The sequence below is a fragment of the Bacillus sp. PPSBB_2 genome, assembly GCF_045291115.1.
Lineage (GTDB): Bacteria > Bacillota > Bacilli > Bacillales > Bacillaceae_G > Bacillus_A > Bacillus_A cereus.
The window spans coordinates 2,484,455-2,497,987 of record NZ_CP147983.1 but is presented as its reverse complement, the minus strand read 5'-3'; the positions used below and the strand labels follow the sequence as shown (position 1 = coordinate 2,497,987).

Sequence of the window (13,533 nt, the reverse complement as noted above, 5' to 3'; positions counted from 1 at the left end):
TTTACACCCTCTTCTTTGTTAATTTAAGTAATACTTTGCTCAAGCTTTCTTCCGTAAGATCCTCTGCATCAGCAAAATCTGATACCGTAAAAGCAGACTCTGTTGTTGGTTTATTTATAAGTTGACGAAGATGCCTCAACATACCATCTGCTATCACTTGAATTTTTAATTTAGAAAACTGTTCCCTACTATACAGCCAAATAAAATGTAACTTTTCATCCTTCAACATTCCGATAACATCAATTAGATGAGATGGTTTGGAATCTGGAGCATGATCTAAAAATGTAAATCCTGTCTCTTGCATAAACAAAGAGTCCCTTGAAAACACCTGATCAAATTGGCCCAAATAGTTAAAGCTTATTGAAGGCTTTTGCTGATAAAACGGAAGTAATCCTTTATTCAAGTAACGTAAAATACCATAGTCTACTCCGCGATTTGGGATTCGACGCAATTGTTCTTTGACTGCCTTTAACCCTTCAATAGGTGTCTGAGTTCCTTGAAAATTGAGATGAACGGGATAAATACTCGTGAACCAGCCCACTGTCCTTGATAAATCAATACCTTCAATCATCTCTTCTCTTCCGTGTCCTTCTAGATGAATAGAAACGGTTTGCTGATTTGTACAATCGACGATAGCTTGTCCTAATGCCGTTAATAGTACCTCATCAATCCTTGTCTTATGAGTGACTAGAACTTTGTGTAACAATGCTTGTGTTTCTTCTATTCCTAAAGTCCTCGTCACTTGATCAATCGATTCTTCTGTCGTTTCTTGTATTGGATAGTCCATGGGAATTTTCATCGTTTCTTTTTCTACTTGTTCATTCCAATAATCCTTTACTTCTTTTGAAATACCCGAATCACTGTATGTCTGAAGTCGTTCAGACCATTCTTTAAAAGATGTACTTTTCGCAGGTAAGCGAATTTCTTGACCTTGTTTCATCTGGTTATATACCACCTGTAAATCTTCCAATAGAATCCTCCATGACACTCCATCTACTACTAAATGATGTATCACCCAGAATATTCGATCATTTTCAGTCAAGTTATCTTCAAAGTACACTACTTTCATTAACGGACCAGTAATTAAATTGAAACTAGCTTGATGAATATTCATCTCTTCTTGTATTATTTTATTCCACTCTTTTTCATTAACTTGATTCCGTTTTACAACATGGAGTACTGACAGCTCATCAGTCCCTTCATTTCTCTGCCTCCACGTTCCGTTTGGTAACTGTTCGTACCGGAAACGTAAAGCATCATGATGTTTCAGTAAATTTAATATCGCTCCCTCTAGTAATTTCACATCCAATCTTTCTTTTACTCTTAAAAGCATTGATTGATTCCAATGCTCTGTATGTGGATGTTCTTGCTCGAAGAACCAGCACTGAATTGGAGTAAGAGGCACATCACCTATCACAATTCCCTGCTCCGCTTGTACTCCCTGCGTTTCTATAGCCACTTGTGCCAGCTCAGCGATAGTTGGGCATTCAAACATTTGCTTTGGAGTAAGTTTTAACCCCACTTGACTTGCTTGAGATATAATTTGAATACTGAGAATTGAGTCGCCACCAATTTCAAAGAAATTATCATAGATTCCCACCTTTTTAACACCTAATACTCTCTTCCAAATGGTAGTTAGTATCTGTTCGTTACTATTCCGAGGGCCAACACATTCACTATTAATCTGCTTTTCCTCCGACATAGGTAAGGCCTCACGATCAACTTTACCGTTAGCTGTAAGTGGAATAGCTTCCATCGCCACAAATCCCGAAGGAACCATATAACTTGGTAGTTTCGCTTTAAGATACTCTCTCCACGCATCTACATTTCCATCTCCTACAACATATGCTACTAATCGTTTATCGCCCGGCTGATCTTCTCTTACAATTACAACTGCCTCTTTTACATATGCATATGTATTTAAAGTAGACTCAATTTCCCCAATCTCAATTCGGAAACCACGTATTTTAACCTGATGATCAATTCTTCCACGATAATCTAGATTCCCATCTGGCAAATACCTCGCTAAGTCTCCTGTCCGGTATAATCTTGCTTTCAGATCACTACTAAATGGATGAGATATAAAACGCTCTGCTGTTAATTCAGGTCTATTTAAATACCCACGTGCCAATCCTGCTCCACCAATATAAAGTTCACCATCAACACCTATAGGAACAGGTTGTTGATAAGCATCTAGTATATACACTTCTAAATCGGGAATCCGCTTTCCAATATTACTTCTTGAAGCATGCTGCACATCATCTAAAGTAATTGGATAATATGTAACATGAACTGTAGTTTCTGTAATTCCATACATATTAATTAACTGTGGTTTTTTCTCCCCATACCTTTTAAACCACGGTAACAAGCTAATAGGTTCTAACGCTTCTCCGCCAAATATTACGTAACGCAGCTGCAAATTTTTATTCTTATCTTCCTGTTCACACACTCGTATTAATTGTCTAAATGCGGAAGGTGTCTGATTTAGAACTGTGACTTCTTCCTCCACCAATAATTGATAAAAATCCTTAGGTGATCGACTAATCCAGTACGGAACAACAACTAATTTTCCACCATATAATAATGCTCCCAAAATTTCCCATACTGAGAAATCAAATGCATACGAATGAAAAAGCGTCCAAGTATCTTTTTCATTAAACTGATACCAACAATCCGTTGATTTAAATAACCGAATGACATTGTGATGCTCTATCATAACGCCCTTTGGATTTCCCGTTGAACCCGAAGTATAGATTACATATGCCAGATTTTTTGGACCAACATTAGAAACCGGCAAAGTCTTACTTTCTTTCCCAATTTCATCTTGATCACAATCCAGGCAAATCGACTCAACATTTTCTGGTAACCATTTCAATTCTTTTAAACTTTCTTGCGTTACGAATAACTGAATGCTAGCATCTTCTAAAATATATTGAAGTCGCTGCTCTGGATATGTTGGATCCAGTGGAACATAAGCCCCACCAGCCTTCAAAACCCCTAAAATACCTACAATCATTTCGAGGGAACGTTCAAAGCATATTCCAACTAAAGTATCAGGTCCTACTCCCTTTTTCTGCAAATAATGAGCTAACTGGTTTGCACGTTCATTAAGCTCCTTATAAGTAATTTTTTCTTTTTCATACGTAACTGCAATAGTATTTGGATAAATCATCGCTTGCCGTTCGAACATTTCATGAATAGTTACTTGAGGTGGGACATCCAGTTTAGGATTGTTGAACTCAACTAAACTTATTCTTTTATCTTCCTCAGAAATGATTTCTATTTCAGCCACCTTCTGCTTTGGGTTTTCAAAAGTATTTTCCAGTATCACTAACATAACGTTAAAGAATCGTTCTATCTCTTCCTTAGAAAATAGCTCCTCACGATAATCAATATGTACATGTATAGAGTCTATATCAATTAGATTTTCAATATGCACTGCAAAATCTTGTACCTCTTCACGGTTTGGAATCCATAGTGAGTCACCACTTTCATCACGATCCCTATAATCAATCGTAGTTCCGAAAAGTCTCACATTACTGTTATTCTCTTTATTAATCTGCTTTAATAACAAATCAAATGGATATTTCTGGTGTCTTAATGATTTACTTTGTTTTCTGGACACCCTACTAATAAATGAAAGTACTTCTTCTTCTGGATCAATATCCATTCTTAAAGGAACTGTACTCACCATCATTCCAATCAATTTTCGTTCCATTTTAGTCATACGGTTGCCGTAAGCCATTCCTAAACCAATATCAAGCGATGAGGTCCACCGATACATGGACAACGAGAAAGCAGCAACAAAAAGGGTGTATAAACTAATTTTGTAATCTTCAGAAAACCTCTCTATCTTTCTCTTCAAATGCTCCGTTAATATAAACGTCTCGCGTGATGCTTTGGTACTAACTTGGTACGTATTATAAGGCTTCAATCCAGTCACAGATGGCAGTGTTTTAAATTCCTCTAACCAAAATTTTTGATCTTTTTGAAAGCGACTACTATTCAAGTATGTTTGTTCATTAGTCAGAAATTGAACATATGAATTTTTAATTTCGCCTTCCTCATTCTCGTTATGCATGTCATAATAATATTTTGCAATCTGCTCAGTAAATATTTGAATTGATAAACCATCCATAATAATATGATGAACATTTCCAAAGACTGCACATTCATTATCGTTTAATTTTATTAAAGCGAAATAGTATAAATTCGAATTAAATAATGTAAACATTTCTTTTGTTTTCTGCTCAATCCATTCCTCAAGCAAATTTGTATTCTCCACATTACTGAAATCAAAAAACTCAAATTCTTGTTCTTCATGTTTAATAAAATATTGTTTCGGTTCCTGATGCCCATTTTCTTTTAACCTAATGCACAGACCGTCATTTTCACTGATAACGCGATTCACAACTTGGTTTAATTTTGAATAATTCATTTTCCGATGAAGTTTAAATAAAAATCTTAAATTACATATTCCTTTATCAGAATGAATAACTTCTGTATACCATATTCTTCGCTGCGGATGGCTTAATGGATAACATTCCTCATTGGTCATAAAAATCTTCCCTTCAAAAATTATTTGCTCTTATAGGTTCGTGTTTATATTTACCCCATAAATATTTCTGCAGTGAAACTCCAATTACTCCAATAATAACAAGCCCAATCCCTCCATAAACATAGAGTTGAGTTACTCCAAACAAATGTACTAATGGGCCACTCATAGCAGGAGAAATAATTAAAACTGCGTTTGTTAAACTGCTTTGAATACCAAATACTCTTCCTACTTGATCTTGATCGGATTCTATTTGTAATATGACTTGATTAGATACAAGCATCAGCCCACTTCCAATACCAGCGATAAAACTAATTAAATAGGCTAAAACGAAGACCGTACCGGGCGTTATCAAACCAATCCCCCCAAAACCAATTCCCATTAAAACCATACCTCCACATACTACCCAGCCATACTGAAACTGTTTTAATTTCTGAGTTAGTAATGCACCAAGTATTCCGCCAAGACCAATAATAGAAATGATATATCCCATTTTACTTTTATCATGTGGGAATAAGCTCTTAAATAAAGTTGGGAATTGTGAGTCTACTAATTGTAATACTGCCATGGCTATTGTAACGAAAATCATGGTTGATAATATTATCCGATTAGATAACACATAACCCCACCCTTGTACCCAAGCGGTCCAAGTACTTTGTTTTTGCTGTTCAACAAATTCTTTCGATATAGTTTCTTTAAATTTTATTGTGGGTATGAGAACTAAGGTAGCTAATAAACAACTTATAGCTCTTATAATGAGGCAGAACTCTGGTTGAAACCAGCTCAACAACATGCCCCCTATAAGTGGGCCTACTATCTTGGTACCCTGCTCTACTATTCCGTTGATACTTACTGCTTTAGTAAGCAAGTCCGGGGATACAATCTGTCTTGTTAGTGTTTGCTGTGCAGGATAATAGAAAACAATAAAAATGGAACGAATCATTAATGCCACTAAGAGCCAGTGGATATCTTGTACAAATAAAAGAGCAATTGTTATTAGACCAACCATTAGATTACAGAACATCATAATTGGAATTTTTCTAAAACGATCTGCAATAACGCCTGCCCATGAGCCAAAAATAATTCCAGGAAGTGCATATGCAACAGGAATCAATCCAATCATAGTAGGATCTACTTCCCATTCAAACCCAACTATAGTCATAATCGCTAACATATCAATAAAAACACCAAGCATAAGCAATGAATAGGCAGAGAAAACTTGTAAATAAACCCTATTTCCTAATAGGCCTTTTGAATCAGTAGTTTTCATAAAAGCAAGCTCCTTAGGTTACTAATATAAACGCTTTTGCGTATAAGGTACCTCTTTATTAAACCTAATTAATCATTATTGACATCTCACCTAGAATTTAACTTCGTCAAAACTCAAACCAGTCTTGTTTTTCGTATATTTAAAATAGTCAGACAAACAAAAACGTACCTATTTCTTCATTTTTATATCAACTGTTACAAAATATATCTTTACCTTAGAACCTGTCTGAAATCTATGATATAATCTATACAAAAAAGGATGTTTCCTAATGATACATGATTATACCAGTAATATTACTCGTAAACAGTTTGAACTGATTCGTGAAGATTTAGAAAATGCACGGAAAACGACGCGCCCACGCACAGTTGATTTGTACGAGGTATTCTGCGGTGTACTATATTTGCTTACGACAGGTTGTCAATGGCGTAATCTGCCAAGGGACTTTCCAAACTGGAAAACCGTCTATTCCTACTACCAGATTTGGCGGAAAGTAGACGAGAATGGCATAAGTCTTCTTGAAAAAGTGCATAAAAAAATTGATCGAAACCTATCGTGAACAAGAGGGTCGAAAAAAACAGACAAGCTTCTGCATCGTAGATGCACAAAGTGTAAAAAACACATGGATAGCGAGTGAAAAAGGCTACGATGCGGGAAAGAAAGTATCAGGAATCAAACGACATATCGCTGTAGACACCAATGGTCTCATTCATGCGATTGAAGTAACAACTGCGAATATAACAGATCGAGAAGGTGCTATCCAAATGTGTGAAAAGCATAAAAAATCATTGGACAAAGTGACAAATATACTTTGTGATGGTGGATATACGGGCCCATCATTTGCACAATCGATAAAAGAAACGATTCATTGTTCAGTTGAAATTATCAAACGCTCGGAACTTCACAAGTTTGTTGTGTTACCCAAACGCTGGATCGTAGAGCGAACTTTTGCTTGGTTGGAAAATTACCGCAGACTGTGGAAAAACTGTGAACGAACACTTGAAAACAGTAGACAAAGTTGCTTATTGGCAGGTGTGGCAATTTTATTGAAAAGATTCTAGACAGGTTCTTACACTAATAACAGCTAAACGTTGCCTTAATATAACCCTTTACAGTCGTTTGCACATTCAATTCACATCCTTTTTAAAGTTGGCTTTTTTCTATCTCAAATACTATCACACAAATATTTAACCTACTATATTCATAAAGTTGAAATATTTGAATCAGAAAATTCGGATAAAAAAACCAAATCCATAAATCATAACAAACTATTATTTATTTATATTTTCATTTTATAGATAGCTTTAACCATAAGGGTATCAAGAATTAAGTTTTTTAATTTTATTAACATAATAGTTTAAAGAGACCGTAAATCCTACTAAACAAAAAAAATATACAATAAAGTATATTTTTTTCTTATCCTACATATTTTCTATGCAAATTAATTCCAATAACTAAAGTTGATAATGAAAATATAATACTACCAATCACTAATGTACTCATAACAAGAATTGAATAATATAGTATTAATACTTCTGCACCTACTACCTATTTTATTTATTGGATATTTATACTTCAAAAAATTACACATCATTCACAATTAGGATACATACCCAAAATATGATTTGAACATGTTATTATATTTTAAGATAATATAAAATCAGTTTTTCTATAAGAGAACTTAATTTTTATGTAGTACGAAACTGTTAGTAATACAGTATATACTAATTTAGTTATAAAAACATTTAAAGACCACCTATTTCCATAAGTGATCTTTCTTTGTGATTCTGCATTTGTGCACTACTGTAGAAATATATCGTAGATACGCTTTGTTTGCTAAATTTTTAGTTCTCTCCATTTACTAAAAAATATAGCTTCATACAATTAATATCATATTCGCTACATTGCAAACTATTATTTTGTCTTCTGTACAGGCAAACTACTAAAAATTAATTCAGCAACTTTTACATATCCTTTTGAGTTTGGATGAATTAAATCCTTAGACCAAAGCGTATTGTCATTAACTAAATGATGATTCCAAAAATCAACATGATGAAGCTTATACTCTCTGCTCAGTGAATGTATAACTTCATTTGCCTCTAATAATTGTTCTTTTATTACTTGTTTTTTTTCAGAAGCAAAAGGGAGCCTAACTGTAAAATCTGGAAGGTTTGCTATAATAATATCAGCCCCTGCTTTACTTAATGTATCTATCATAAATTCCATATCGTTCTTATATGCATCATGATTCCAACGTCCTTTTAAAACATCGTTTGCCCCTGCAATGAGACTAACCAAATCTGGATTAAAAGTTAACGCCTTTTCCAATTGCTGCAAGCGAATTTCTTCAGTTACTAACCCACGCTTTGCAAAATTGGCATATTCTATATCGTTTTCACACAGTTGAACAAAATGATCTACCCAGCTTTTTAATGCAATTCCCTCAACTTCATCCCCTATCCCCTCTGTAAAACTATCGCCAATTGCTACAAATCGCTTCCACATATGTATTCCCCCTTTATTATTAACCATATCTATACTATACAATAGCTCACACCGTAATTGTTATTTCTAAGTGGTTTTCGATTTCAATTATATTCCACTTTACTATATTTACATTCAGAATCGGTCATATTCATATATTTACTAAAGAAATAAAATCTATCTAGGAATTATACTTTTTTCAAAAAATTTGTTGTTCTTTGTTTCGCCCAGTTGATACATTTCTTTTCGATTAAATGATATGAAACTATAGAAAAAAGTAGTGTCATTGCAATGCACAAAGTAAGAAGAAAAAATTACACCCTGACATTCCAAGCTATCCACATAAGAATCTATAGTACTTTGAAATCTTTTGTTTCAAACTAATATTTAGTTGTATCCTATAAAATTAGCTTTTTACTATATCAATCGAACGATCCCACATACCACTAAAAAAAGATCCTGTTTTACGTATAAAACGTGTAAGCCAATTTGCTTGTTCGACATCAGATTTTGTTACAAGGTCTATTTGTAATGATTTACCTGATAAGAAACCAGAATCTGTATTATCTTTAGGAGAGATAATCATTTTACTAATAGTTCCCCCCTCTTTAATAGGCGCTCCTTGTTCCATATTGGATACTTTAAATTCTTTTTTATAAATGTCTTTATTGCCCTTCGGCATTGGAAGTGAAACAGCTTGCTTCGTTTGAACTACTACATCTTTTTCTTTTGCATTTGCCACTTGAACTGTTTCATGTCCTTTTATTACTGAATCTTTTCCGTAGACATTCTTCACTTCAAAATTCGCAAATCCATAATCGTATAATTTCTTTGTTTCATCAAAACGTGCCGTATGAGATTTTGCTTTTATCACTACAGAAATTAGTCGCATACCATTTCTTTCTACTGTACCAGTGAAACAATCTCCCGCTTCTGGAGTAGTTCCTGTTTTCAAACCATCTACACCTTCATATTGCTTAATTAAGCCTTTTAACATCCAGTTAAAGTTCGCCATATCAATTGGATATTTACCACCCTCTTGGAATGTTTTTTTAGGAATTTTTGCTGTATTTAATATTTGGGGGAAATCTTGAATAAGACGTTGTGCTAAAATTGCACAATCCCTTGCAGACATTTTATTTTTCTCTTCTAGAGTTGTCCCTTCTAGATGATATCCTTTTAAATCTTGATTTGTTAAGCCAGTAGAGTTTACAAACTTATAATCTTTCATACCAAACTCTTTTGACTTATCGTTCATCATTTTTACAAAATTGACCTCTTTACCAGCAATCTGTTCAACTAAAGCAATTGTTGCACCATTTGCAGAGTAAATTGCCATTGCCTCATATAACTCTTTTACCGTATAAGAGCCACCATTTTCTAATGGAACATTTGATAGTGAACGATCTTGCGAAATCTTATGTGCATATTCAGAGATTTTAACTTTTTGATCCCATTTAAGTTTTCCTTTATCCACCGCTTCATGAACTAAGTATTCGCTCATCATTTTTGTCATACTAGCAATTGCCAATGATTCATCTGCATTTTTTTCATATAAAATTTTCCCGGAATTTGCTTCTATTAAAATTGCTGATCCTGCTTCAACGTCTATAGCAGGATCTGTTTCCGCTGCTGCTTTTCCAATTGTAACGACCATGCTACAAAATATTGTAAGCACTGTTACTATTGCAATAACTCTATTGCAAAACATACCTTTCACTTCTGTTACCTCCAATTTCTTTGTACTCAAAAAAAGCGTTATTCTAACATAATCCCGCAAAAAAATAGAAAGTGTTCTCAAATTGTATATACATATAAAACGTTAGAATCGCTTTCATATAGACCATCTCATCCGACATTTTCAGGTGCGCTAATACTTTGTATTCCCACACATATCCTTATTTTTAATCCCCTTATATTTTTCAAAATGATTCACACTTTCATATTTTTTTAGGATTACAGTTAATAGACAATCTAAATAATACATTTGTTCCACATTTACAAAAAATAAAAAACTACACCCTATACTGGATGTAGTTTTTCTAACTGATTTATTTATTTTTCACTTCATTTTTATAAAAAGCAAATAATGGTTCGATGGATGGACTAGATAACAGCGGAATTGCCTTCTCAATCAATTTCCTATCCCAATCAAACCAACGCATTTCCATTAACATGTTTATTTCTGTATCAGTGAATCGTTTCTTTATTTCCTTAGCAGGATTTCCACCAACTATTGTATACGGCGGAACATCTTTACTTACGACTGATCCTGCAGCAACAATTGCACCTTCACCAATAGTAACGCTAGGCATTATTATAGCATTCATTCCAATCCAAGCATCACTTTTAATGACTGTATCTCCCTTAGGTTCATATGATTGTTTAATTTGCTCAGCGAATGGATATACTGTAATCCATTCTGAGTGATGATTATGATTACCACCCATTAAAATGACTACCCCGCTTGCTATGCAAACATAATTCCCAATAATGAGTTTGTCAAGGTGCCATCCCATCTGTTCAATTGGATTGAACAGTGCTTGGGACTTAGCATCTCCCCACAAATACCTTATACATCCATCTTCAAAATTTTGATGACTATAATAGCCTGAATAATAGGAGTACTCTCCTACTTCAATGAGTGGATTTGTTACTATATCTTTTATATACTTTGTTTCTGACCAATGATTAAATAATGGATACTTCATAACTTTATTCCTCGCTTCTAAGTATTATATATTGCTATTTACTTAGAAGCTTACTACGACTGCTACATTTTTTAGCTTTCTCAAACGACGAATCATTATCTTCAAGCCTTTCTTTTATACTATAAAAAAGCATAACGCAATACATTACACTAGTCAAATTGTGTAATTTTGAACACATCTTAAACAGCGTAATACTGCAATAGGAACATGAAAACACTCTAACTTTGATACAAATAATATATTGATTACATTTAGTTCATATTTTGTAAAAAAATCTTAATTGCCATGACAAAGCAAACAATAACCACTATTGGTCGTATTAATGCCGTCCCTTTTGTAAGCACCATCTTCGCCCCAATATATGATCCTATTATTTGACCAAGCATCATAATCAATCCAATTGTCCAATCGATTTGGCCAAAAATAATAAAATACAACAAAGCAGCGAAATTACTTGTAAAGTTCAAAATCTTAGCATTTGCAGTCGCCCGTGTAGCACTATATCCACATAAAAGAATGAATGCTAAAGCAATTAAACTACCTGTTCCTGGGCCGAAGAAACCATCATAAAATCCTAGTAACGGAGCCACTGTTAACGCAAACAACAACATACTTATTTTTCTCGGCCGATCTTCGTTTGCTATATTTGGAGATAATAGAAAATAAATGCCAATAAAAACAAGTAAAAAAGGTAATATCATAATTAGATATTCTGCTCGTATCTGTAAAACAAGCCATCCACCGAAAACTGATCCAAAAAAGGTCATTAAGATGGACAAACGCATTTCTTTAAGATTAATTTCTTTCTTCTTAATAAAAAACACTGTTGCCATGAGAGTTCCGCTACTCCCTTGCAGTTTATTAGTTGCTATCGCTACAGAAGGAGACATACCTACTAATAACATTATCGGGATAGTTATCATACCACCGCCTCCAGCAATCGTATCTATCCATCCTGCTAATACAGCTACTAAAAATAGTAGTATAAGTAATTCAATAGTAAAATCCATACAAAGAATATGGGAAGGCTTGAGCTATTATACCCCAAACCTCCCCATCTTCCCTCCTCTCTTTAAACTAGTTAATTAAATCTTTAAAGTAACTTTCTTTCTGATCACGTAATCGGCTGGAAACGTATTGCCTGCAAACAATTCTTCTTCCGTATTTATTATTTCCAATCGGGATTTTATATTCTTCCTCAGATAACCTTTCTCTACCATGAGTTACATTTGTTTGTTTACCATAGTATGAATTTGGTATAAGTAATAAATCTTCAGATGTAAGTGGAACCTTATAAGTAGGCGTTGTTCGTAAGAGTTCTAAAAACATGTCAAATTTCAATTTTTCTTCTTCACTTTCTCCCACATAAATCAATCTATTTTCTGCTCCATTTAAACAAGTTGCAATAATATCGCCATTATCATCCAAAAATATAATTTGGTTTATTTCCCCTACAAATCCAGATATTTCACCATCAGCCATTCCTGCGATATGAGCAATAGGCATTTTACTTATCGCCAATATGTCATCTTTACTGAAGTGATTTTCTTCAAGATGCTTTTGAAGTAATTTTGGCGTTCCAATATGAGTTTGAGTTTTTAAATTTAACACTCCTTTTAATAAAAGAGCATCAACTCTAGTAAATTTGCCACAAGTAATTTCAGACACTATTCGTTCCACGGATTTATTAAGTCTATTTGATACAATTTCTAAATTTGTATTGAATGTATTCAATCTCGCTTCAATATCTGACTGGTCTTTCATATCTGTATACACTGTGGCATCGTTATGTTGATAAAAGTTCCCGCCACCGGTGCTTGCACCGACATTTCGCAAAACTTCATCGTTGTTTAAAGGTGAAATGAGATGAAATCTATTTTTCCCTGCATGTTCGGATGGGTGAATTAAAGCATCATAATTAAAAAGTGTGGCAAAAAGCCATGTGACCCATTCTGCATAAAAATATTTTTTCATTCTATCGTGTTCGTCTTCACCATAATTAAAACCTCTGCGATTTTCCCCAGGTAATAATGTTTCCATAGGATCACATGGAGTATTTTTAATAAGAGTAGGTGGTACGTTCCCGCCACAATTCGCTATTTTTATCACATGTAGTAGGTTTTTCATATCTGAATTCGGATTTTTCTTTGAATAGTCAATCAAACAATTAAGCCACTCTTTTGAAAAATATGCTGCTATTTCTTGATCACAAGTATAAGGATTATGAGTTTTTAATTCATTTTCTATCAGATTCTTCATTTTATCCTTCAATAGATTCGGAATAGTAATTTCTTCAATTTCTGTAATCTGCAGTATTCCTTTATTCATTATAAAACCTCCGTTGTTTTATTTTTCACACCCTATCTTCTATTAAACAAACTATCCACTTCTTTTTTACTCCTTTACTTTTCGTCAGAGCTATTAGAATTACCGATTTACAAATAAAAAACATGGAGTATAAGAGATTTCTTCTTAGTTACATTTCCCCCACAAACCTCTATTGAATTGACAAATTT

General features: G+C 33.9%; 8 protein-coding genes and 1 pseudogene. 1 reads left to right on the top strand and 8 read right to left on the bottom strand.

Going from position 1 to position 13,533, the window contains the following annotated elements:
- Window position 1: 1 nt before the first annotated feature.
- The gene (locus tag V6946_RS12570) at window positions 2-4,558 is read right to left on the bottom strand and encodes an amino acid adenylation domain-containing protein (RefSeq protein ID WP_406622323.1); all 4,557 of its coding nucleotides are present in this window, start codon (window positions 4,556-4,558) and stop codon (window positions 2-4) included.
- A 13-nt stretch (window positions 4,559-4,571) separates the two neighbouring features.
- Entirely contained in the window at window positions 4,572-5,825 is a 1,254-nt protein-coding gene (locus tag V6946_RS12565) for an MFS transporter (protein ID WP_006918049.1), read from the bottom strand.
- A gap of 268 nt (window positions 5,826-6,093) precedes the next feature.
- Here V6946_RS12565 and V6946_RS12560 point away from each other — a divergent pair.
- Window positions 6,094-6,883 (top strand): IS5 family transposase gene (locus V6946_RS12560; RefSeq protein ID WP_372584424.1). Its coding sequence is split into 2 segments (ribosomal slippage): window positions 6,094-6,351 and window positions 6,353-6,883, totalling 789 coding nucleotides; the frame shifts between segments, so codons are not numbered across the junction.
- Between the two features lie 853 nt (window positions 6,884-7,736).
- Here the strand turns inward: V6946_RS12560 and V6946_RS12555 are convergent.
- The 6 genes and pseudogenes from V6946_RS12555 to V6946_RS12530 form a co-directional block, all read right to left on the bottom strand.
- On the bottom strand, window positions 7,737-8,327 hold the full coding sequence (locus V6946_RS12555) for an SGNH/GDSL hydrolase family protein (RefSeq protein WP_000265875.1): 591 nt from the start codon (window positions 8,325-8,327) through the stop codon (window positions 7,737-7,739).
- A 167-nt stretch (window positions 8,328-8,494) separates the two neighbouring features.
- Window positions 8,495-8,620 (bottom strand): annotated as a pseudogene (locus V6946_RS12550) (acyltransferase); the annotation flags it as partial.
- Window positions 8,621-8,712: 92 nt separating this feature from the next.
- Window positions 8,713-10,026 (bottom strand): D-alanyl-D-alanine carboxypeptidase family protein, encoded by a 1,314-nt coding sequence (locus V6946_RS12545; protein WP_006924035.1) that lies wholly within the window; start codon window positions 10,024-10,026, stop codon window positions 8,713-8,715.
- Window positions 10,027-10,357: 331 nt separating this feature from the next.
- Window positions 10,358-11,017 carry a CatB-related O-acetyltransferase gene (locus tag V6946_RS12540; protein WP_033692636.1) on the bottom strand — a complete coding sequence of 220 codons (660 nt, stop codon included), beginning with the start codon at window positions 11,015-11,017 and terminating at the stop codon, window positions 10,358-10,360.
- Window positions 11,018-11,268: 251 nt separating this feature from the next.
- Window positions 11,269-12,027 carry a TSUP family transporter gene (locus V6946_RS12535; RefSeq protein ID WP_000347986.1) on the bottom strand — a complete coding sequence of 253 codons (759 nt, stop codon included), beginning with the start codon at window positions 12,025-12,027 and terminating at the stop codon, window positions 11,269-11,271.
- 67 nt (window positions 12,028-12,094) lie between these two features.
- Window positions 12,095-13,345, bottom strand: coding sequence for a hypothetical protein (locus V6946_RS12530; protein ID WP_006924032.1), 1,251 nt, complete (start codon window positions 13,343-13,345; stop codon window positions 12,095-12,097).
- Window positions 13,346-13,533: the final 188 nt, after the last annotated feature.

What these genes read in the sequence shown, in the direction of transcription:
- V6946_RS12570 (WP_406622323.1), bottom strand. Translation starts at nt 4,558, where the DNA reads ATGACCAATGAGGAATGTTATCCATTAAGCCATCCGCAGCGAAGAATA.
- V6946_RS12565 (WP_006918049.1), bottom strand. Translation starts at nt 5,825, where the DNA reads ATGAAAACTACTGATTCAAAAGGCCTATTAGGAAATAGGGTTTATTTA.
- V6946_RS12555 (WP_000265875.1), bottom strand. Translation starts at nt 8,327, where the DNA reads ATGTGGAAGCGATTTGTAGCAATTGGCGATAGTTTTACAGAGGGGATA.
- V6946_RS12540 (WP_033692636.1), bottom strand. Translation starts at nt 11,017, where the DNA reads ATGAAGTATCCATTATTTAATCATTGGTCAGAAACAAAGTATATAAAA.
- V6946_RS12535 (WP_000347986.1), bottom strand. Translation starts at nt 12,027, where the DNA reads ATGGATTTTACTATTGAATTACTTATACTACTATTTTTAGTAGCTGTA.
- V6946_RS12530 (WP_006924032.1), bottom strand. Translation starts at nt 13,345, where the DNA reads ATGAATAAAGGAATACTGCAGATTACAGAAATTGAAGAAATTACTATT.